Origin of the sequence: Collinsella aerofaciens ATCC 25986, from assembly GCF_964237925.1 — a bacterium.
Lineage (GTDB): Bacteria > Actinomycetota > Coriobacteriia > Coriobacteriales > Coriobacteriaceae > Collinsella > Collinsella aerofaciens_BJ.
This window is the reverse complement of the sequence record NZ_CAXSKI010000015.1, coordinates 29,785-51,756: the sequence shown is the minus strand read 5'-3', so window position 1 is coordinate 51,756 and position 21,972 is coordinate 29,785. Positions and strand designations below refer to the sequence as shown.

The following is a 21,972-nucleotide window of genomic DNA, read 5'->3' as shown; positions in this document are numbered from 1 at the left end:
CAGCGCACATATCCTTCTTGCATACCGTCCTAGTGCCAACGTTTGACAATGCCCTACTCCTCAATCATGCTCTTGAGCTGCGCTAGGGACTTCTCCCTCTCCGCACCCATCACGTCGTTGACCCGACCAAAGTCAATCTGCTTGGATGCTAACTCGACATCATCTAGATTCTGAAGCACTCTGTCCGTGAGGTCCGTGAGTCGCAGAATACTCACGTTCCTGCTCGAGGTTCCGTTCTTGGGCAGCACTTCTACCAGCGGCGTATTGAGATTTATGGCAAAAGCCGTACCGTGGAACGAGTCCGTGACTAGGCATGCTGCGTTGTCGACATACGAGAGAAACTCAGCAAGCGTCGGCAGCCACTTGAACTTGCCCTCGCGTGAGGCCTGGTGCAGGCTTGCGGAGATCCGTATCAGGGGCAAGCCAAGCTTTTTGGCAACCTTCACGGCGTACTGCCCCACCGTCGGGTCGCTGTGAATCTGGTAGACGAGGATGTATTCGCCCTTCGGGGCAGGTGCCGCCATCCTTCTCCACGCCTCGCCATCAAGCAGCAGCGTGGGATCGACAACCTGTCCGGCCTCTATGCCCCACGAGGCAAGCTGCTCGCGCGCGGCATCCTCGCGTACGAACACGGCCTCATATGCTCGAAGGTCCTCGAGAAACCTGGGGCGCACGCTATCCGGCATATTCTTCTTACCAAAGCTTGCCGCATATGAGATGCGCCTTGCGCCCTCGGGAGCAAACTCAAGCGCGTATGACAGGTCGTATGCGCCCGAGCTGATGGGACCCCACACCTGATCGCTTCCAGTCATATAGACATCGGCCTTGGGCGGATTAGCCTTCAGCTCCTCCAGGGATGCATAGTGAGGGCTCATCTTAAGCAGCTGGGAACGCTCACGCGCAAACCGCTTGCCCGCCACCCTTGTCTCAGGCTCCATCAGAAGTCTGTAGACAGACTTCTTCAACGGGTTCCCGTTCCAGGACGGCTTTGTCGAAAGAAGCGTCCTCACCTGCTGGGATACGTCCTCACAAGCAGGTACATAGTCCATAATCTCGAACTCATGCCCCAAGCTCTCTACCGCTCGTTGTGTCGCATATGCCTGGAGCAGGGAGCCATAATTAGAGATTGCGTGCCTGGTTATGCAGGATACTTTCACGTGTTTCCTCCGATTGATATCGAGCAACCGCTATTTCTGAATTTTTGCATTCGATTTTTCCACCCGGCTGCACTACAGCGCCTCCTCAGTCTCGTACACGTGCGCGTCGGCTCGGCTTGCGTCGGAAAGGCCGTCGTTGATCGCGGCGTGCATGTCGCAGGTGGAAAGAGCGTCCAGCTCCTCCTTCGTCACCTTGCCCGACTCGTAGTCGCGCACGATGGGGAGCTCGTGCATGTCGAACTTCTTGCCGGGCTTGAGCTTGTGCGCCAGCACCCACGACGCGGGTTTCCAGATGTACTTGTGCATGGCAGGAGACACGGAGCCGATCATCCAGCAGTTGCGGTCGCAGTGGCGCACGCAGCCGCGCACTTTCTCGGCCTGGGCGCTCTCCCACAGCTCATCCCAAGACTCGTCGTTAAGGTTGCCCATAACGAGCTTCTCCTTGGTGCCGTTGCAGGGCATGACGTCGCCGTAGGGGTCGATGAAGAACGTGTCGAACGCCATATCGCACGGGAGCAGGCGCTTCTGCCCATAGATGTAGTTGATGAGGCCCATGTTGAAGTACGCGCGGAACCACTTCTTGGGCTCGTTGGACTTGAGGAGCTCGTTTACCAGGTCCTCGAAGTTCTGGGCCACCATGGGACGGTCCTTGATGATGTTCTTCGCCTCGACAAAGTAGAAGCTGTTGTGCAGGCTGGCGGTGGCGAACTCCATGCCGAGCTCGCCGGAAAGCTTGTACAGCGGCACCAAGTCCGCAGCGTTGCGATCCTGCACCGTCATGCCAAAGCCCACGTCCGGGTGCTTCATTTCCACGAGCTTCTTGAGCGTCTCGTAGCCGCGGTTGAAGCCGTTCTGGAGACCGCGGATCTCATCGTTGGTCTGCTGCAGACCCTCGATGGAGATGCGGATTCCCACCTGGGGGAATTCCTCGGCAAGGGCGATGATGCGGTCGGTGAAGAAGCCGTTGGTGGAGATGACGATGCGGTCGGACTTCTTGTACAGCTCGCGCACGATATCCGCAAGGTCGGTCCTGATGAAGGGCTCGCCACCGGTGATGTTGGTGAAGTACATGCGCGGGAGCTTCTTGATCACGTCGAGGGAGAGCTCCTCCTCCGGACGGCTGGGAGCCTTGTAGCGGTTGCACATGGTGCAGCGCGCGTTGCAGCGGTACGTTACGATTACGGTTCCGTTGAGTTTCTTCTCGGCCATGGGTTAGGCCACCACCTTCCGGTCAATTAGTTCTTGATACAGGGAGACGAGATTCCGGATGTATTTCTCTTGATTACAGTTCTCTGCCACGAATGAACGGCAATGCGCGCTCATCGCGGCGTAAGCCGCAGGATCGGCGGCCACCGCCGCACCCCTACGGATTGCATCTGCGAGTCCTGCCTCATCGTGGGCTTCAGCCAGGAAGCCCGTTTCACCCTCACGTACCAGCTCGGGTATTCCGCCCATGTTCGTACCGATAACGGGCTTGCCCGCGGCGAGTGCCTCGAGAACCGCATATGGCGCGTTCTCGAGCCACTCTGACGGCGCAGCCGCCAGAGTGGCTCGATTCACAAGTCCGCGCAGGGCGTCACCGGTTTTATATCCAACCAGCTCAATCCTCGAGCTTATTTCGTTTGGCATTGCGGAAACTTTGACCTTCACAGCATCACATTCAGGGCCATCGCCTGCAATAACAAGACGCCAATCAGGGATCACCGGTGCCGCCTTCTCAAAAGCATGCACGAGCGTTAACACGCCTTTCTCGCGAGAAAGGCGTCCCAGATACAGCATGTAGGGATCTTCATTATTTTGGTTGGCAACTTCCCGTGACATCGAATCGGGATTCAGGAAATTCCGCATGAGGACAAGCTGACGCTCGGGAAGCCCCGCTTCAATAAACTTGTTCCGCATGAACTCACTCGGGCAGATGATGCGATCGAGACGTGAATAGGTTTTGTGCCGTTTAAGCCACTCCGCCTCAGCCACCGCTAACGCGCTTTTTGCGATCGAACCCTTTACGCACTTCTTCTTAAGGCAATTGCCAAAATGACCCCCGAGACACGAATCGCAAACGTTGCCCTCGGAATCAAGCATAAGATAGCTCGGGCAAGCAAGAATCAAGTCGTGCGAGGTATACACAACCGGCGTTGGATGCTGCTTTAGCCAAGGAGCGTCCAAGATGGAAAACGTAATCTGCCTATGAGTGAGATTGAGATGGATTACATCGGGCTGGAATTCACGGCACAGCGCATCGAACTTCTCGCGCGCCTCTTTGGAATACACAAGTGCCTGCGCGGCCTTCGCCTTATCGACAATAGAGCTCGGTCCGTTATAGTCGCGATTCGTTACAAAGTAACGCGACCACTCAGTCGGCTCATTACGCTCATCCTCCATGCTGAAGAAGGCAACTTCATGCCCAAGAGCGCGAAGACCATCGGCAAGAGCAAAGTAGTACGTCTCGCTTCCACCCTTGCGCCAATGAAACTTATCTACAAGAAGGATCTTCATTACGCAACACCCTCATACAAAGCAAGCGTCCTTTGGACGACGCTGTTCCAGTCATAGCCATTAATCGCGCGGTCACGTGCCATGGCGCCCAGCCTCTCCGCTTGGGCAGAATCCGCTATCAGGCCTTCAAGCACGTCGCGCAGCGCCCCCGCGTCTCCGTGTGGGAACGTGAGCCCGCAACCCTGCAGAACATCCGCGCACTCGGGAATATCCGAGGTAACGCATGCCGCACCGTGAGACATGGCCTCCAGCAAGCTCATGGGCAGGCCCTCAACGTCGGAGGGGAGCGCGTAGCAATACGCGTTGGAGTACAGCTCGGAGAGCAGGTTGCCCTCAACGTGGCCGGTAAAGAGCGCGCGGGGGTCGGACGCGGCAGCCTCTTTGAGCGCCACGGCGTAGTCGTCCGTATCGGAGGAGTCGCCCGCGATAACCAGGCGCTTATCCGTCTTTACCTGCTTGTACGCCTCCACCAACAGTTCCGGTCGCTTCTCGGGCACAATGCGACCGAGGTAGAGGACATAGGAGCCCTGGGTGAGCCCCAAGCGCTCGGAGATCTCCTTCGCGGGAAGATCCGCCTCGGGAGTGATGCCGTTGGGAATGAGCGTAGCCTCGCGGCCGTAAGCCTCCTTGAAGTACTCCTGATTGCCCCGGGAAAGCACGATGAGCGCATCCGCGCACTTGGCCGCCGTCGCCTCGCCGAACTTGATGTACTTGGAAGCCAAGCCGCCCCATTTTGCACGCTGCCAGTCCAGGCCGTGGATCGTTGCCACGGTCCTGATGTCCGCGGAACGCGCAAAACGAAGGGGGACACACGGCCCCTCTGCGTGATAGTGAATTACGTCTGCCCCGTCTTTGATGGCGGCCCTTGTTGCGGCAAAGCTGCTCGTGAGCGCAGAGAGCCCCTTGATGTCCAGAGCCTTTACGGGAACGATGCGGTAGCCATCCTTCTCGTAGGGCTCGGAAGGAGCTCCTTCGCCCATACGGTCGTAGCAGGTTACTTGGTGACCAAGGTCTGCCATACGGCGAGCAAGCTCGCCTACCACCACTTCTACGCCGCCCTCGCGCGAACCCGTTCTCTTTTGGCCTATCATGGCGATGCGCATGCTACACGGCACCTTCCCCAGAGAACATCGTCTTCAGCGTGCCGAATATCAACCGCAGGTCCTGGCGCAGGCTGCGATTCTCTATATAGCGAAGATCCAGCTCAACCATTTCGTTGAAGCCCAGGTAGCTGCGGCCCATTACCTGCCAAGGACCGCTGCAGCCGGGTTTTACCGCCAGGCGCTTCATGTCGTGCTCGCTGTACAGGGCAACCTCGCGCGGCAGGCCGGGGCGCGGGCCAATGAGGTTCATTTGGCCCAAGAACACGTTGATGAGCTGGGGCAGCTCGTCGATGCTGTGCTTGCGAATGAAGTTACCCACACCGGGAATAATGCGCGGGTCGTGCTTCATTTTAAACATGGGGCCAGTGGCCTCGTTTTGGGCCTGCAAGTCCTTGAGCATTTGGTCTGCGTTGGGAACCATGCTGCGGAACTTGTAGATCTTAAACAGGTAGAACGTGCCGTCTTTGCGCACGCGGCCCACGCGCCACTGTGAATATAGGGGGCTGGCGCCCGGGCTCTTTATGCAAATGACCACGCTCAGAATTACCCCGGGAATAAAGAGCAACACCAGGGCTCCGCCGGCGGCGACAATGTCCACCGTACGCTTAACAACGCGGTAGAGCCTGTGCCCAAGCTCGGGCTTCACGCCGGAGTTGGCACCGCGCAGCATCTTGTACGCTTCTTCGTTTGTAAGGTAATCCCCCGCAGCACCGGCTGCGGCAGTGACGGAATTCGCCGTGGCGGCCGTGCGCGTCTCCCGCGCGCCCTGTGCCATGGTCATCATCGTAGGCTCCAATAGTCCCTCCCCCGACACTTTTTGCCTTCGCTCGTCCGCTTGCGAGCTTGCAGCTAGGAAATCGCTCTTCTGTGATTGCGCATAACGCGCTGCTCTTTTGAAAGCACCGCAAGGCCAACGCGGGTGGTTACGCGTCGGCCACACAGGTCAAGCTCCAAATAAGCAGTGCTTTTGCGTCTGTTAATGGTTTTGATCAGGCCTTCGTGGCCCAACAGCGGACCAGCCGTCACTACGACCTGGTCGCCGTCTTTTAGGGCCTCGCTCATGGGCACCACGCGGTCTCCCCTGTTAGTGAAACTGCCAATGAGCTGAGTCTCTTCTTTTGCCAGCGGCACAAACTGACCGTCCTGGGATAGCACCCGCGCAAAGTCGTCCATGCGTAGCAGATACTGTTGCACGGCTCGGGGATCTGCCGTATCGCAGATGAGATAACCGGGGAACAGAGGCTTGGTCGTGCTGACCCATTCGCCGTGCACCTTGATCTCGGTTTGGTATTGGGGATAAAAGAGCTCTTGCATGGAGCTCTCCGGCACCATGCGCTCGATGCGCTCGCGCATTGCATCTTCGCGACCGTTAATGACCTGGATCACATACCACACGAGCACCACCCCCTTGCTGTCTTACGCGTGGCTCACGGGGTTTGGGTATGGCTTCGCCAGGGCGCTTGTGCGCGAAGGCGCTCCATATTCAAACCCTGAGCCCAGTCAGACAAGCACGTGGCTCTGCCCCACCGTGAACGGTATGTATAAAAGCAGCGCTGAGGCTACAGGCACGTATTGCAACAAATGCCTGCAACCTCAGCTGGCTGCGTGCGAGCCGGTCAAGTGATTTCAAAACTGGACCGCACGCAAACAGCTGAAGGACTGCTTCGCATTGGCATACAAACTATTAATTGCATCATGCAATTAGCGCAATGCAATTAAATAACGTCGCATAACTTCTTTATTGGAGCTCGTGGTGTTTCTGGCACCGCCGTTACGGCCGGATGCTGATCGACCCTGCGCTTTGTGGCTTACTGAAGCCGCGAGCACAGTTGAACTCATGTAACGTTAGGTATCCTAGCACAAGCTGTTAGCGAAACTGATTTGGGCAGTACCGGACAACATTTCGTTCATTTAGCGTGTTCAAGGGGGCTGTTTTGCGATGTTGTTCACATTGATGCAGGTTATTGAGGTAGTGGCGGTGATTAGGGGCGTTCCTGAAGCCCAAATGGAACGGCGATCTACACTGATAATCGCGTTTGTCTAACAAACTATGTACAGACATGGGAAATAAATTGTGCAACTTTTTGTTGGTGTGGGTGGCGTTTGTGGCACGTGGTGTTTTGGGCATGAAAAAAGGCCTTCGGGATTCCGAAAGCCTTTGCATTCACGATGGTGGAGACGAGGGGGATCGAACCCCTGACCTCTTGACTGCCAGTCAAGCGCTCTCCCAGCTGAGCTACGCCCCCGTGACGAGGTAGTACTATAGGGGAATGTTTACGGGGATGCAAGGGGGAATTTTGGATTGATTTTCCGCCTTACGGGTTTTCCTGGGACGGGGCAAAAATAATCACTCTACGAGCGATTATTTTTATCCGCCGTCCCGATAAAACCCTGATGCAGCAAATAACCGATTGCGACGCCTTGATGGACTTGGATCGTGGCTGTTGACCTGACGACGTTGCTGATGCCCGTGTCGGCTAGCAGGCCCAGCGGGGCGTGATCTAGTTCCCACTCCAAGCCATGTTCACTTACCACCGTCCCAGGGGCAATGGCGATGATGGAGAAGGTTTTGCCCTCGGCGCCCTCGATGGTCCAGGTCTCGTTCTGGCGCAGGATTCTGGCCGTCACTTCGTCTTCATCGATCCAGACGGGGGCGTCCGCATAGCCTGCCAGCAGACCTAACACAGACAGGGCCATGTCCGGGCGACCGCCGGTGGCGCAGGTCGCAACCACTTCGGCACCCGGCCAGCGGCGGCGGACGGAACAGAGCGCCAGCGCCAGATCGGTATAGTCCTTGTACGGATCGTGGCGCTCAACTTCAAAGTCAGTGGCGGCATCGACCAACGCGCGGCCCGCGTCGCTCACCGTGTCGGCATCCCCCACATACACGTTGCAGCCCAGTCCCGCACCCAGCAGAGCGTCGAGCCCGCGGTCCACGGCGACAACGTGGTCGCACGCCCCCGCTAGCCTACGCAACAAATCCGCGCTCGCCACCACGGGCGAGCCGCAGACTACAAGTACTTTGCAAGCCACGGCCCTCGCCTAGCCCTCAAACGAAAGCACGCGGGCCAGTTCCAGCTCCTCGTAGCTGTCGATAAAGATATCGCAGTTGGCGCGCACGTCTTCGCGCTTCATGCGGCCGTGCGGGTCATAGATGCCCACGCGCTTAAAGCCTGCGGTGCCAGAGCTCTTAAGGCCAAAGACTGCGTCCTCAAACACCCACGCGCGCTCAAACTTGCACCCATGGCGCTCCTCAAGGCGGCGCAGCGCCAGCTCGTACACATCGGGGAACTGTTTGGAGCGTCCTGCCTCGCCCGTCGTGGTAACAAACTCCATGTAAGCGTCGAGCCCGGCACCGGCGAGCGCAGACTGCACCAGCTCGGCCGGCGTGGACGTGGCCACGCCCATAGCGATGCCCGCTGCCTTCGCCTGCTCCAAAAATGCAAGCAGGCCCTCGCGCGGCGGCACCTTGGAGTAGCCATCAATCAGGATATCACTCAGCTCGCGGTAGAGCTCTTCGCCATTTTCGCCAATGCCCCAGATGTCGTGGTAGGCCTGGCACTCGTCCTCGAGCGACAAATGCTCAAACTGTGCAAAATCATCGACCGTCACGTCAACTCCGTGGCGGTGCAATAATTCGGGCTGAGCATAGGCCCAAACGGGGGTGCTATTAACCAGTGTGCCGTCGCAATCGAAAATAAAAGCAACCTTGGGAGCGGCGGTATGGGACATAAACGAACCTTTCAATGTCAAATGGTAAACATCCTGCTAAAAACGTTTTACCAAACGTCAGCCAAACAATTTTGAAACCCAAATTGGTAAAACTGTCAAGAGTTTTACCACGTCAAATCTGCCAGTGGTATAAACATGTCGCTTACCGATTAAACGCCCCCGCAAATCCGCTTTCGTCCATAAAACTAACGCACAGGTGTTATCGTAGTTTCTGCCGAAAGTTCCACCGAGCACGCGAGGTGGAACGAATCACAGAAACTTCGCCGTCCCTTCGATTCGTGCAGCCTTGGACCTTTCGCATCTAGTCACCAAGGCAACACGCTGCCGCGTCATGATGGGATCAAACGTGAGCGATACAAAGCTAAAGCCAACGGCTAAAAAGCCCGCTACCCGTAAAGCCGCCCCGCACGCACCGGAGCTCTCCAAGGACGATGTCTACCTGTTTGGCATTGGTATGTGGGAGCGCAGCTGGGAAAAGATGGGCGCGCACCCCGACACGCAGCAGCGCACGCGCGGCTGGCGCTTTTGTGTTTGGGCGCCCGACGTAAAAAGTGTCCATGTCATTGGCGAATTTAACGACTGGGATGAACAAGCCAACCCGCTGGTGCCCGTGCATACGAGCGCTATTTGGGAAGGCTTTATTCCTGGTGCCGAGCAGGGCCAGCTCTATAAATACCTCATCGAGACCAACGAGGGCGAAAAGCTCTACAAGGCCGATCCGTACGCCTTTAAGGCCGAGTGTCCTCCGGGCACCGCGAGCGTGCTGTGGACCCTCGATGGCTACAAGTGGAACGACGCCGCGTGGCTCAAGCGCCGCGCCGGCCACAACCATATGTCGCAGCCGCTTAACATCTACGAGGTGCATATTGGCTCGTGGAAGCGCCACGGCGACGCACCACAGGGCGAGCCGGATGAGTACGGCAACTACCCCGGCCCCATGGATCCCTTCCCCGCGCAGCGCGGCGAGTTTTACACCTACGACGACCTGTCGGTGGAGCTCGTGGACTACGTGCGCGACATGGGCTACACGCATATCGAGGTCATGCCGCTTATGGAGCATCCCTTCGATGGCTCCTGGGGCTACCAGACGACCGGCTACTACGCCGCCACGTCGCGCTACGGCAACCCGCAGCAGCTCATGCACTTTATCGATGCGTGCCACGAGGCGAGCATCGGCGTGATCATGGACTGGGTGCCCGGCGGTTTTTGCGCCGACTCCCACGGCCTTGCAACCTTTAACGGCCACATGCTGTTTGAGCACGAGATTCACCCTAACTGGGGTACTCACAAGTTTGACTTCGCCCGCGGCGAGGTCCGCTCCTTCCTGGTCTCCAACGTGCTGTATTGGCTCGAGAACTTCCACGTTGACGGCATTCGCATGGACGGCGTGTCCAGTATGCTGTACCTCAACTTTGGCATCGACGATCCGGGCCAAAAGAAGTTCAACAAGTACGGTACCGAGGAGGACCTGGACGCCAGCGCGTTTATCCGTCAGGTCAACTGCGCCGTGGAGGCGCACTACCCCGACGTGATGATGATGGCCGAGGAGTCCACCGCGTGGCCGCTCGTGACCTATCCGCCGCAGGACGGCGGCCTGGGCTTCCACTACAAGTGGGACATGGGCTGGATGAACGACACCCTGCACTATATGCAGACCGATTTTCCGTGGCGCCCCGGCAACCACGGGCTGCTCACGTTCTCCATCATGTACGCCTTTACCGAGAACTTCATCTGCCCGCTGAGCCACGACGAAGTCGTGCACGGCAAGTGCTCGCTGATCGGCCGCATGCCGGGCGACTGGTGGCGCCAGTTTGCCGGCCTGCGCACGCTGGCTTTCTATCAAATGACACACCCCGGTGCCAAGCTCAACTTTATGGGCAACGAGATCGGCCAGTTTATTGAATGGCGCTACTACGAGTCCATCCAGTGGTTCCTGACCGAGGAGTACGAGACCCACCGTCATCATCAGGCGTTTATCAAGGCGCTCAACCACCTGTACACCGCCGAGCCCGCCCTGTACGAGCGCGGCTACACCGACGACGGCTTTACCTGGATCGACGCGGATAACTCCAAACAGTCCATCGTGAGCTTTGTGCGCCAGGGCGAGGACGTCGATGACGACCTGGTGATCCTGATCAACTTTGATCCGGCGAGCTACGAGAGCTTCCGTGTGGGCGTGCCGCGCGAGGGCGACTGGGAGGTCATCTTCGATTCCGACCGTCCCGAGTTTGGCGGCAGCGGATACGCCGGCGAGGAGCCCTATACCTGCTCGAGCGAGCCCTATCCCTGGAACGGGCAGATGGACTCCATCGAGATCAAAGTGCCCGGTCTGGCTGGCGTGGTCCTTAAGCGCCGTGGTCCCAGCAGCTATAAGCCGCCCGTGGTCGAGGAGCCCAAGAAGGCGACGCGCAAGCGTGCGTCCTCGGTGAAGCTCAAGACCGCGGCTGCTAAGAAGGCTCCGACCAAGGCGAAGGCTGCCAAGCCCGCTGCCAAGGCTTCGGCCAAGTCCACCACAGCCAAGAAGGCAGCCACCAAAAAGGCTGCTCCCAAGACCAAGGCAGCTGCTGTTAAGGCTCCTGCCAAGAAAGCGTAACAAAGGCGTTACCACTGTAACTACCCGCCCCGCGGGGGCGTAGGATACATGTCATAACCGTTCCGGGAGATATCCCCGGGGGAAAGGAACGTATGAATAAGATCTTCGACAACAAGCAGGAGTTTACCGAGCTCTATCGCGATGCCGTCATGAGCATCAGCGGCAAGAGCGTCGAGGCCGCCAGCGACCTCGACCGCTTTAACGCCCTGGCCAAGCTCGTGGCCGAGAAGGCGCGCACCGTTGCCACCAAGAGCGACGCCCGCGCCACCGCCGAGGGCAAGAAGCGCGTGTACTACTTCTCGATCGAGTTTTTGATCGGCCGCCTGCTCGACAACTACCTGCTCAACTTTGGCGTGCGCGACATGGTCGCCGAGGCGCTCAACGACATGGGCTTCGATCTGTCCGTCATCGAGAACCAGGAGCCCGATCCGGCTCTGGGCAACGGTGGCCTGGGCCGTCTGGCCGCATGCTTCCTGGATTCCATGGCAGCCGAGGGCATTGCCGGCTACGGCAACGGCATGCGCTACCGCTACGGCCTGTTTAAGCAAGAGATCGTCAACGGCAGCCAGGTCGAGGCTACCGACGAGTGGCTCACGCACGGCTATCCCTGGGAGGTGCGTCGTCAGGACAAGGCCGTGACCATCAAGTTTGGCGGTCGTGTTGAGGGCTTTGAGGAGGACGGCCGCACGTTCTACCGCACGGTGGACACGCAGGATATCCTGGCCGTCCCTTATGACATCCCTGTCGTGGGCTATGCCGGCGAGACCGTCAACAAGCTGCGCGTCTGGGCTGCCGAGCCGGTCGAGGAGCACTTTGACCTTGAGGCCTTCAACCGCGGTGACTACGCCCTGGCCGACGCCGAGCGCGCCGAGGCCGAGGCCATCAGCGCCATCCTCTACCCCAACGACGCCGGCGAGCACGGCCGTCTGCTGCGCCTGAAGCAGGAGTACCTGTTTGTGTCGGCCGGCATCTACAGCCTGCTCGACACCTTTGAGAAGGAGCACGGCGAGAACTGGGAGCTGCTGCCGCAGTTTGTGGCCATCCACACCAACGACACGCACCCCGCCATGTGCGGCCCCGAGCTCATGCGTATCCTCATCGACGAGAAGAAGCTTGAGTGGGACGACGCTTGGAACATCGTGACGCAGGTCGTGAGCTACACCAACCACACCATCCTGCCCGAGGCTCTGGAGAAGTGGCCCATCGGCACGTTCTCCAAGCTCCTCCCCCGCGTGTACCAGATCATCGACGAGATCAGCCGTCGTTGGCACGAGTCGTTCGACACCACGCAGGATGGCTGGCAGGAGCGTCTGCGCCAGACCGCCATCCTGTGGGACGGCGAGATTCGCATGGCCAACCTATCCGTGATCTGCAGCCACAGCGTCAACGGCGTGGCCAAGATCCACTCCGACATCATCAAGAACATCGTGCTCAAGGACTTCTATGCCCTGACGCCCGAGAAGTTCAACAACAAGACCAACGGCATCTCGCACCGTCGCTTCTTTGCCGAGGCCAACCCCACCTACGCCAAGCTCGTGACCGAGGCCATTGGCGACGGCTGGCTTAAGGACGCCTTTGAGCTGGAGAAGCTCAAGGAGTTTAAGGACGATGCCGAGTTCCTGAAGGCCGTGGGTGCCTCCAAGCGCGCCAACAAGGAGCGTCTGGCCGCCTACGTTAAGGCCGAGACCGGTCTGGTCATCGATCCCAACACCGTCTTCGATGTTCAGGTTAAGCGCTTCCACGCCTACAAGCGCCAGCTCATGAACATCATGAAGGTGATGGACATCTACAACCGTCGCATCGCCGATCCCGACTTCCACGTGACGCCGACGACCTTCATCTTTAGCGGCAAGGCGGCCTCGAGCTACACCTTTGCCAAGGAGACCATCCGCCTCATTAACTCCGTGGCCGACGTCATCAACAACGATGCCCGCGTCAACGAGGTCATGAAGGTCTGCTTTATCCCCAACTTCCGCGTGAGCAACGCCCAGCTCATCTACCCCGCCGCCGAGATCTCGGAGCAGATCTCCACAGCCGGCAAGGAGGCCTCGGGCACGTCCAACATGAAGCTCATGATGAACGGCGCCATTACGCTGGGCACCCTCGACGGCGCCAACATCGAGATCGCCGACCTGGCCGGCCGCGAGAACGAGGCCATCTTTGGCCTGACCGCTCCCGAGGTCGAGCAGCTCTGGGCGTCGAACAGCTACTTTGCGTGGGATACGCTCAACAACGATCGCGAGCGTCTGGGCCGCGTGATGGACGAGCTCAAGGACAACACCTTTGCGGGTCTTTCGGGCAACTTCGAGAGCATCTACAACGAGCTCATGAACAACAACGACCCCGACCTGGTCATGGCAGACTTCCGCAGCTACGTCGACGCCTGGGAGGCGCTCACGAACAGTTACGGCGACCAGGAGACCTGGAACCGCAAGGCCCTGCTCAACACCGCCTCGAGCGGCTGGTTCTCGAGCGACCGCACCATTCGCGAGTACCGCGACGAGATCTGGCACGCGTAAAGGCGCGCGAGTTCCCTTATGCCAGCACGGCATTACTCGACGGGCGCGACCAGGCGCCGTGCCCGTCGCTAATGGGTTTAGGAACATCGATGACAGAAGGAGAAATCGATGAGTAAGAAAGAATGCATCGCGATGCTCCTCGCAGGAGGACAGGGCAGCCGATTGGGGGCACTCACCCAAAAGATCGCTAAGCCGGCGGTTAGCTTTGGTGGCAAGTTCCGCATTATCGACTTTTCGCTGTCCAACTGCTCCAACTCGGGCATCGACACGGTGGGCGTTCTGACGCAGTATCGCCCCTACCTGCTGCATGCCTACGTGGGCTCCGGCGAGGCGTGGGATCTGGACAGCCGCGACGGTGGCGTGTCAATCCTGCCGCCGTACGAGACGCAGACCGGCGGCGCCTGGTATGCGGGCACGGCCGACGCCATTACGCAGAACCTCGACTACATCAAGGCCAACGACCCCAAGTACGTCCTGATTCTTTCGGGCGATCACCTGTATCGCATGGACTACCGCAAGATGCTCAAGACGCACATTGAGAACAACGCCGACCTCACGGTGAGCGTTATGCCCGTGCCGTGGGAGGAGGCCAGCCGCTTTGGCATCCTGACCACCGACCCCGAGGACGGCCGCATCACCAAGTTCACCGAGAAGCCCGATAAGCCCGATTCGAACCTCGCATCCATGGGCATCTACATCTTCTCGGCCGACGTGCTGATCGAGGCGCTCGAGGAGGACGCTCTGGACCAGCGCTCGAGCCACGACTTTGGCAAGGACATCATCCCCAAGCTGCTCGGCGAAGGCAAGCGCCTGTACAGCTACGAGTTCCACGGCTTTTGGAAGGACGTCGGTACCATCGCCAGCTTCCACGAGACCTCGATGGACCTGCTGGGCAACAACCCCGAGTTCGATCTGTTTGACAAGCACTTCCCCATCATGTCCAACATCACCACGCGTCCGCCGCACTACATTGGCCCTGACGGTCGCCTGGACGACTGCCTGGTCTCCAACGGCTGCAAGATCTACGGCACCGCTCGCCACTCGATCCTTTCGACCGATGTCATCATCGAGGAGCGCGCCGTGGTCGAGGACTCCGTGCTGCTGCCGGGCGCGCACGTTAAGAGCGGTGCGCACATCTGCCGCGCCATTTTGGGCGAGAACTCCACGGTCGAAGAGGGCGTGAAGCTCGGCTCTGTCGATACCACCAAGGATACGGCCGTCGTTGGAAATGACGTCGTTATCGGGAAGGGGGAATGATCCGATGATCAATCGCAAGGCCATCGGTTATATCACCGCTAACTACTCTTCGACCTACGGCAGCGTGCTGCTCAAGGACCGCCCCATCGCGTCCGTTCCGTTTTTGGGCCGCTACCGCCTGATCGACTTCCCGCTGTCCAACATGATGAATGCCGGCATTAAGACCGTCGGCGTCGTCATGCCGGGCAACTACCGCTCACTGATCGACCACGTGGGCTCGGGCAAGGACTGGGGCCTGGACCGCAAGAAGGGCGGCCTGTTTATGGTGCCCGGCAACGCGTATGGCACCACCAAGGGCGGCATGCGTTTCTTGCTGCGCGACATCATTTCCAACAAGACGCTGTTCCAGCGCTCGGACAAACCCTATGTTGTGATGATGGGCACCAACATCATCTTTAACATGGACCTCAACACCATCATCGACGCGCACGAGAACTCCGGTGCCCAGATGACCGTGGTGTACTGCAAGGCCACGCACAACGTCGATGACGAGACCAAACTCGAAATTAACGAGAACGGCCGCCTGACGGGCGTGAGCGCCGGCGTCGTATACGGCGACAACGCCTCTATGGACTGCTGCATCATCAACCGTGAGACGCTGCTCGAGATCATCGACCACTACCAGGCCGCCGACTATCTGGACCTGCTCGAGGCACTCCAGGGCGACTTTGGCAACATCGACGTGTGCAGCTACGAGTACAAGGGCGAGGTCGTGGGCGTGTTTAGCGAGAAGTCGCTGTATCGCCGCAGCATGGACCTGCTCGACCAGACCGTGGCCGACCATCTCTTTGACCCCGAGCGTCCGATCCTGACCAAGGCTCACGACGTGCCGCCTTCGCGCTATGCGACCGGCAGTCACGCATGCAACTCGATCATCTCGGCCGGCTGCATCATCAAGGGCACCGTGCGCAACTCGATCCTGTCTCGCGGCGTCGTGGTTGAGGAAGGCGCATCGGTGACCAACTCGATCATCAACCAGAGCTGCATCATCAAGAGCGGCGCCCGTGTCGAGAATGCCATTCTGGACAAGAACAACGTGGTTCCCACCAACACCGAGCTTCGCGGCACGCCCGAGAACATCCTGGTGCTGGGAAAGGCTCCGTTAACATCCGACACCACCATCGTACGTTAACGTTGGCACCGCAACATCGCTCGTAACAGGTAGAATAGCCGCCCGGTTAGCGCCAGGCGGCTATTCTCGAATTGCAACATGGGAGACAATATGGCAGATTCCAGCAAAAAGATGCAGATCGTGTTTGCCTCGGCCGAGTGCGCACCGTTTGTTAAGACCGGTGGCCTGGGCGACGTGGCGGGCTCGCTGCCTGCGGCGCTCGTGCGCGCCGGCGCCGAAGTCATTGTGATGGTGCCCAAGTACGCCACCATCAAGGATGAGTACAAGGCGCAGATGGAGCACTTTTCCGACTTTTACGTGAGCCTGGGCTGGCGCAACGAGTACTGCGGGCTGGAGAAGCTCGAGCACGACGGCGTCACCTATATGTTCGTGGACAACGAGCGCTACTTTGCGCGCGATTATCCGTACGGCTTCTTCGACGACGGCGAGCGCTTCGCGTTCTTCTCCAAGGCCATTACCGAGAGCCTGCAGCACCTGCCCGAGGGCTTTGAGTGCGACATCCTGCACTGTAACGACTGGCAGACGGCACTGGCGCCCGTGTTCTTGCGCGAGTTCTACCAGGGCCTGCCGCTGTACGACCGCGTCAAGACTGTGTTCTCGATCCACAACGTGGCGTTCCAGGGCCAGTTTAGCGACACCGTGATGGAGGACATCCTGGGAGTGGCGCATATTCCCGCGGCCGCCACGCAGTTGCGCTGCGACGCCTGCAGCATCAACTACATGCTGGGCGCGCTGCACTATGCCGACGCCATCACCACGGTGAGCCCCACCTACGCGAGCGAGATCCAGACGCCCGAGTTTGGCGAGGGCCTGGACGGCGTACTGCGCGAGCGTTCCTACGCGCTGCAGGGCATTTTGAATGGCATCGACGTCGCGGGCTTTGACCCGGCGACCGACAAGCGCATTGCCGCCAACTACACCGTGGAGGACCGTTCCGGCAAGGCCGTATGCAAGGCCAAGCTGCAGGAAGAGCTGGGGCTCGAGGTTCGCGACGACCGTCCGCTTATGGTCATGGTCACGCGTCTGACGCGCCAGAAGGGCCTAGACCTGGTCATGTACGCGCTCGACCGCATCCTGACCGGCGGCGTGCAGGTGGCGGTGCTGGGCACCGGCGACCGCGACTACGAGGACGGCCTGCGATACTTCCAGGACAAGTACCCCGGCACCATGGCGGCTCGCATCGAGTTCGATCCGGCATTGTCGCAGCGCATGTATGCTGCCGCCGACATGTTCCTGATGCCTTCGAAGTTTGAGCCCTGCGGCCTGTCGCAGATTATCGCCATGCGCTACGGCACCCTGCCGATTGTTCGCGAGACCGGTGGTCTGAAGGACACTGTGATCCCGTACAACGAGTTTACCGGCGAGGGCACGGGCTTCTCGTTTAGCAACTTTAACGGCGACGAGATGGGCGACGCCGTGTTCCGCGCGGCACGCCTGTTCTGGGATAACCGCGACGCCTGGAACCAGCTGGTCACGCAGGCCATGAGCCAGGACTTTAGCTGGACGCGCTCGGCCGACAAGTATCTGGACCTGTACTTCTTTATGCATCCGGAGATTGAGAGGCCGGCGGCTGTTGTCGACGAGCCTGAGACTGTTGCTGAACCGGTGGCCGCTGAGGAGCCCAAGGCCGAGGAGAAGCCGGTTGAGGCTGAGCCCGCAAAGGACGAGCCTGAGGTGAAGGCTGAGGTTGCTCCTGAGGCAGAGGCCGAGGTCAAGCCCGCTGCAAAGCCCGCAGTTAAGAAGACCACGACCCGCAAGACGACCGCCAAGAAGGCTACGACGACCAAAGCTGCTGCCACCAAGACCGCCGCAGCAAAGACGACCGCTACCAAGGCAACGACCACGCGCAAGCGCACGACCGCCGCTGCCAAGAAGGCCGCCGAAGCCGAAGCTGCTCCCGAGGTAAAGGCCGAGGTCGCTGAGGCCCAGCCGGCCGCCAAGGTTCCGGCAAAGACCGCTGCTAAGAAGGCGATCGCGACCAAGACCACGACCGCCAAGAAGGCAACGGCAGCCAAGAAGACCACGGCAACGAAGTCGACGACCACGAAGGCTGCCGCGACGAAGGCCGCTGCGAAGACGACCTCGAAGGCCGCCGCAAAGTCTGCTGTCAAGGTCGAGGAAACCCCCGTCGAGCCCAAGACCGAGGCGGCTGTCGAGACGAAGCCGGCCGCCAAGACCACCACGCGCAAGCGCACCACGACGACGGCCAAAAAGACCACGACCAAGGCCGCAGCTACCAAGACAGAGCCCAAGTCCGCTGCCACCAAAGAGGAGCCCAAGGCCGAGGTAAAGGCCAAGCCGGCGCCGAAGGCCGCTGAGGTTAAGGCTGCCCCGAAGGTGGAGGCAAAGCCCGAGCCCGCCAAGGAGACCCCGGTCTCCCCCGCCGCTCCGGCAGAGAAAAAGGCTCCGTCCAAGAAGACGTCCGTCCGCAAGGCCACGGCCACCCGCAAGCGCCGCTAGTCCACAAACGATCCAAAACCTCATTAAACCCTATGTAAGGGGCGCTCCAACCGGGCGCCCCTTCTCTGTAGGTAGTTGGTAAAACGATTTTCTAGGACAACCGTTCGCCGATGGTAAACGGATGTTGTTTATACAGCCTGTGTACAACAGATATACTTACAACTTGTGCGTAAAGCCCATGGTCCGCAGGCCATGATTCTATTGAACTGGACCGTATTATGAGATTGATTCACAACAGCCGTCTGCCGCAGTTTCGCACTCCGTTTGGCGCTGTGACCACAGGAACGACCCTCTCGCTTTCGGTGATTCTAGAGGACGCCGACCCCAACCAGGCAACGCTTACGCTGCGCACCTGGGTCGATGAGATCGGTGAGTCTCTGTATCCCATGACGCACGAGGGCGACGGCTTCTTTACCGCCGAGCTGGAGTGCGCCGAGCCCTGTCTTATCTGGTACAGCTTTATCTGCAATATCGAGGGCCAGCCCGAGGTTCGCCTGGGCGCACCGCAGGGCCGCACCGGCGGCGAGGGCGTAACCTACGACTACGCCGAGGTGCCGTCATTCCAGGTCACCGTCTACAAACACCGTGAGGTTCGTCCCGAGTGGTACGAGCGCGGTATGGTCTACCAGATATTCCCGGATCGCTATGCCCGCGACGAGCACTGGCGCGAGCGCACGCTGGCCGAGGTCGAAAAACCGCGTAAGGGCATTCAGCGCCGCATGGTCGAGGACTGGAACGAGCCGCCTGTGTACGAGCGCGCCGAGGACGGCTCCATCAAGACCTGGGATTTTTACGGCGGCTCGCTCAAGGGTATCCAAGAAGACCTGCCTCGCATCGCCGAGCTGGGCTTTACAGCCATCTACCTCAACCCCATTTTCGAAGCCGCAAGCAACCACCGCTACGACACCGCCGATTACACCAAGATCGATCCGATTCTGGGCACCGAGCAGGACTTTACTGAGCTGTGCGAGGCAGCCGAGAAGCTGGACATTTCCATCATCCTGGACGGCGTCTTCAACCATACGGGCGACGACTCGATCTACTTTAACCGCTACGGCAACTATCCCGGCGTCGGTGCATGGCAGAGCGAGGACTCGCCGTGGCGCGATGCGTTTTATTTCCACGAGGACGGCTCGTACGACTGTTGGTGGGGCGTGGGCAATATGCCCGCCATCAATGAGAGCTCCGAGTTGGTACGCGAGCGGCTCCTGGGCAAGGACGGCGTTATTCGTAAATGGCTGCGCGCCGGCGCTCACGGCTGGCGCCTGGATGTGGCCGACGAGCTTTCCGACGACTTCCTGGCCGAGATCAAAAAAGCCGTGCTCGCCGAGAAGCCCGACGCGCTGCTGCTCGGCGAGGTCTGGGAAGACGCCTCCAACAAGATTAGCTATGGTCATTTGCGCCGCTACCTGCAGGGCTCTGAGCTCGACTCCGCCATGGACTACCCCTTCCGCGACATGGTCATCGGCTTTTTGATGGGCTACAAGAACGCCTACCAGGCAGCCGAGGATATCGAAACCCTGCGTGAGAACTATCCACGCGAAGCCCTGTCCTGCGCGCTCAATCTGCTCTCGAGTCACGACCGTCCGCGCATCATCTCGGTGCTCGGCGGCGGCCCCGACGAGTCGCAGCTGCCCGAGAGCGAGCGCAGCAAGTGGCGCCTGGACGAGAACTCCATGGGCCTGGCCAAGAGTCGTTTTTGGCTCGCGACGCTCATGCAGATGACGTTCCCGGGTGTGCCTTCGATTTACTATGGCGACGAGTACGGCCTTGAGGGACTCACCGATCCGGGCAATCGTCGCACCATGCCGACCAAGGAAAACCTGCACGACTTCGATACGTTTGCGATCGTCAAGAACGCATCTGCTGTGCGCCGCGCGTTGCCGTTTATGATCGACGGTGGAATCAAGGCCTTTGCGCTCAATGACGAAGTACTCGCTTATACGCGCACCGGTAAGGACGGCGAGTCCGCGACCGTCATCATCAACCGCAGCCTGCGCAATTCACACCGCGTGACGATTCCGGCGCTCGGCGAATGTGCAAGTGACGTGATCAGCGGTCACGAGTGCGAGATCCACAACGGCACGGTCACACTCGATCTGTATCCGCTGGGCTCGTCGATCATTTATCACCATGCCGAGCAGCGCCTGCAGGAGCCGCTCGATCACGGTGCGGGTGTTGTGTGCCATATCACATCGGTGCCGACCGACGACGGCAAGCCCGGTACGATCGGCGCACCCACGCGTCGCTTTATCGACCATCTGGCCGCCATGGGTATGCGCTACTGGCAGGTTCTCCCCGTCAACCCCACGGACTTCTTCCGCTCCCCTTACGCCGGTCCTTCGGCCTTTGCAGGCAATATCGACCTGCTACCCGAGAGCCACGAGGAGCTGGCAGCCGACTTTGAGACCTGGAAGGCCCGCGGAGGCGAGGATGCCGATCCGCTGTACACCGCCTTTAAACATCGCAATGCCGATTGGCTCGAGAAATACTGCGTCTATATGGCCGTCAAAAAGAACTTTGAGGGCGAGTCGCGCCACGATTGGCCGGCAGATGTCGCGCGCTACAACGAGCATCTGATTGACGACAAGCGTTTCCACGACGAGGCAGAGCTGCAGGCTTACATGCAGTACCGCTTTGACCTGGCTTGGTGCGAGCTCATGAACTATGCGCACAAGAAAGGCATCGAGGTCATCGGCGATATTCCTATGTACGTGTCCGACGATTCGGCAGACGCGTGGAGCGAACCTGAGAACTTCTGGCTGTCCGATACCGGCAAAGCAATCGAAATTTCTGGCGCGCCGCCCGACAACTTTGCGCCCGAAGGCCAGGTGTGGGGCAACCCGACGTTCCGCTGGGACCACATGAAGCAGAACGGCTATAGCTGGTGGATGGATCGCCTGTGTCGCGCGTTTTCGCTCTACGACCGCGTGCGCCTGGATCACTTCCTGGGCTTCCACAGCTACTTTAGTATCCCCGCGGGCAAGGCTTGCGCCGACGGCCGCTGGCTGGCGGGCCCGGGCAAGGACCTGTTCCAGACTGCCTACGATGAGCTGGGTCCGCTCAACTTTATCGCTGAGGACTTGGGCTATTTGACGCCCGGTGTTCGCGCCATGGCTTCGACCTGCGGTTTCCCCGGCATGGACGTGCTGGAGTTTAGCGATTACGACGTCCGTTGCGGCGTGCACCCCACGCCAGGAAAGATCCTGTACACCTCAACGCACGATACGTCGACGCTGGCCGGTTGGTGCACGCGTTCCTTTGCGGGCGGCGACGAGCCGAGCGGTGTTGAGGTGGCGGCCAAGCTGATGAGCGACGCGCTGGCAAGCGACGCTCCCCTAGTGATGATGCCACTACAGGATATCCTGGGGCTTGGCGACGACGCGCGCATGAACGTTCCGGGCGTTGCCACGGGCAACTGGACCTGGCAGGCTGACGAGGCGGACATTGCAGCCGCCGAGAACAAAACCGCACAGCTCCTGCGCAACAACCATAGATTCTGGGGCGAAGCGTGATAAAACCC

At 59.6% G+C, this 21,972-nt stretch carries 14 protein-coding genes and 1 tRNA gene; 6 read left to right on the top strand and 9 right to left on the bottom strand.

Features of this window, described 5'->3' with window-relative positions:
• Nucleotides 1-53 precede the first annotated feature (53 nt).
• The 9 genes from ACESWY_RS07865 to ACESWY_RS07825 all read right to left on the bottom strand — a co-directional run bounded on the left by ACESWY_RS07865 (nucleotide 54) and on the right by ACESWY_RS07825 (nucleotide 8,488).
• A complete protein-coding gene (locus ACESWY_RS07865) occupies nucleotides 54-1,157 on the bottom strand; it encodes a polysaccharide pyruvyl transferase family protein (protein WP_197032254.1) in 1,104 nt (367 codons plus the stop codon).
• A gap of 72 nt (nucleotides 1,158-1,229) precedes the next feature.
• Nucleotides 1,230-2,366, bottom strand: a complete 1,137-nt coding sequence (locus ACESWY_RS07860; protein ID WP_373093626.1) for a radical SAM protein — start codon at nucleotides 2,364-2,366, stop codon at nucleotides 1,230-1,232.
• Nucleotides 2,367-2,369: 3 nt separating this feature from the next.
• On the bottom strand, nucleotides 2,370-3,653 hold the full coding sequence (locus tag ACESWY_RS07855) for a glycosyltransferase family 4 protein (protein WP_373093628.1): 1,284 nt from the start codon (nucleotides 3,651-3,653) through the stop codon (nucleotides 2,370-2,372).
• Entirely contained in the window at nucleotides 3,653-4,756 is a 1,104-nt protein-coding gene (locus ACESWY_RS07850; protein ID WP_035138271.1) for a glycosyltransferase family 4 protein, read from the bottom strand. The genes ACESWY_RS07855 and ACESWY_RS07850 overlap by 1 nt, the downstream gene beginning before the upstream one ends.
• Before the next feature lies 1 nt (nucleotide 4,757).
• Nucleotides 4,758-5,552, bottom strand: coding sequence for a sugar transferase (locus tag ACESWY_RS07845; protein WP_199576402.1), 795 nt, complete (start codon nucleotides 5,550-5,552; stop codon nucleotides 4,758-4,760).
• A 53-nt stretch (nucleotides 5,553-5,605) separates the two neighbouring features.
• Nucleotides 5,606-6,151 carry an antiterminator LoaP gene (loaP, locus tag ACESWY_RS07840; RefSeq protein ID WP_373093630.1) on the bottom strand — a complete coding sequence of 182 codons (546 nt, stop codon included), beginning with the start codon at nucleotides 6,149-6,151 and terminating at the stop codon, nucleotides 5,606-5,608.
• Between the two features lie 775 nt (nucleotides 6,152-6,926).
• Nucleotides 6,927-7,002, bottom strand: a tRNA-Ala gene (locus ACESWY_RS07835).
• A gap of 106 nt (nucleotides 7,003-7,108) precedes the next feature.
• Nucleotides 7,109-7,789 carry a thiamine diphosphokinase gene (locus tag ACESWY_RS07830; protein ID WP_373093632.1) on the bottom strand — a complete coding sequence of 227 codons (681 nt, stop codon included), beginning with the start codon at nucleotides 7,787-7,789 and terminating at the stop codon, nucleotides 7,109-7,111.
• A gap of 9 nt (nucleotides 7,790-7,798) precedes the next feature.
• The gene (locus ACESWY_RS07825) at nucleotides 7,799-8,488 is read right to left on the bottom strand and encodes an HAD family hydrolase (RefSeq protein ID WP_373093633.1); all 690 of its coding nucleotides are present in this window, start codon (nucleotides 8,486-8,488) and stop codon (nucleotides 7,799-7,801) included.
• 331 nt (nucleotides 8,489-8,819) lie between these two features.
• Between ACESWY_RS07825 and glgB the strand changes: the two genes are divergently transcribed.
• The 6 genes from glgB (at nucleotide 8,820) to ACESWY_RS07795 (ending at nucleotide 21,964) form a co-directional block, all read left to right on the top strand.
• Entirely contained in the window at nucleotides 8,820-11,081 is a 2,262-nt protein-coding gene (gene glgB, locus ACESWY_RS07820; protein WP_373093634.1) for a 1,4-alpha-glucan branching protein GlgB, read from the top strand.
• A gap of 92 nt (nucleotides 11,082-11,173) precedes the next feature.
• Complete coding sequence (locus ACESWY_RS07815) at nucleotides 11,174-13,600, top strand: glycogen/starch/alpha-glucan phosphorylase (RefSeq protein ID WP_373093635.1); 2,427 nt, start codon at nucleotides 11,174-11,176, stop codon at nucleotides 13,598-13,600.
• Nucleotides 13,601-13,708: 108 nt separating this feature from the next.
• The gene (locus tag ACESWY_RS07810; protein WP_006233920.1) at nucleotides 13,709-14,857 is read left to right on the top strand and encodes a glucose-1-phosphate adenylyltransferase; all 1,149 of its coding nucleotides are present in this window, start codon (nucleotides 13,709-13,711) and stop codon (nucleotides 14,855-14,857) included.
• Nucleotides 14,858-14,861: 4 nt separating this feature from the next.
• Nucleotides 14,862-15,989 (top strand): glucose-1-phosphate adenylyltransferase subunit GlgD, encoded by a 1,128-nt coding sequence (glgD, locus tag ACESWY_RS07805; RefSeq protein ID WP_373093637.1) that lies wholly within the window; start codon nucleotides 14,862-14,864, stop codon nucleotides 15,987-15,989.
• A 90-nt stretch (nucleotides 15,990-16,079) separates the two neighbouring features.
• The gene (gene glgA, locus ACESWY_RS07800; RefSeq protein ID WP_373093638.1) at nucleotides 16,080-18,449 is read left to right on the top strand and encodes a glycogen synthase GlgA; all 2,370 of its coding nucleotides are present in this window, start codon (nucleotides 16,080-16,082) and stop codon (nucleotides 18,447-18,449) included.
• Nucleotides 18,450-18,667: 218 nt separating this feature from the next.
• On the top strand, nucleotides 18,668-21,964 hold the full coding sequence (locus ACESWY_RS07795) for a 4-alpha-glucanotransferase (protein ID WP_138112503.1): 3,297 nt from the start codon (nucleotides 18,668-18,670) through the stop codon (nucleotides 21,962-21,964).
• Nucleotides 21,965-21,972: the final 8 nt, after the last annotated feature.

Coding starts and splice junctions, on each gene's coding strand:
- ACESWY_RS07860 (WP_373093626.1), bottom strand. CDS start 2,366: ATGGCCGAGAAGAAACTCAACGGAACCGTAATCGTAACGTACCGCTGC.
- ACESWY_RS07855 (WP_373093628.1), bottom strand. CDS start 3,653: ATGAAGATCCTTCTTGTAGATAAGTTTCATTGGCGCAAGGGTGGAAGC.
- ACESWY_RS07850 (WP_035138271.1), bottom strand. CDS start 4,756: ATGCGCATCGCCATGATAGGCCAAAAGAGAACGGGTTCGCGCGAGGGC.
- ACESWY_RS07825 (WP_373093633.1), bottom strand. CDS start 8,488: ATGTCCCATACCGCCGCTCCCAAGGTTGCTTTTATTTTCGATTGCGAC.
- glgB (WP_373093634.1), top strand. CDS start 8,820: ATGATGGGATCAAACGTGAGCGATACAAAGCTAAAGCCAACGGCTAAA.
- ACESWY_RS07815 (WP_373093635.1), top strand. CDS start 11,174: ATGAATAAGATCTTCGACAACAAGCAGGAGTTTACCGAGCTCTATCGC.
- ACESWY_RS07810 (WP_006233920.1), top strand. CDS start 13,709: ATGAGTAAGAAAGAATGCATCGCGATGCTCCTCGCAGGAGGACAGGGC.
- glgD (WP_373093637.1), top strand. CDS start 14,862: ATGATCAATCGCAAGGCCATCGGTTATATCACCGCTAACTACTCTTCG.
- glgA (WP_373093638.1), top strand. CDS start 16,080: ATGGCAGATTCCAGCAAAAAGATGCAGATCGTGTTTGCCTCGGCCGAG.
- ACESWY_RS07795 (WP_138112503.1), top strand. CDS start 18,668: ATGAGATTGATTCACAACAGCCGTCTGCCGCAGTTTCGCACTCCGTTT.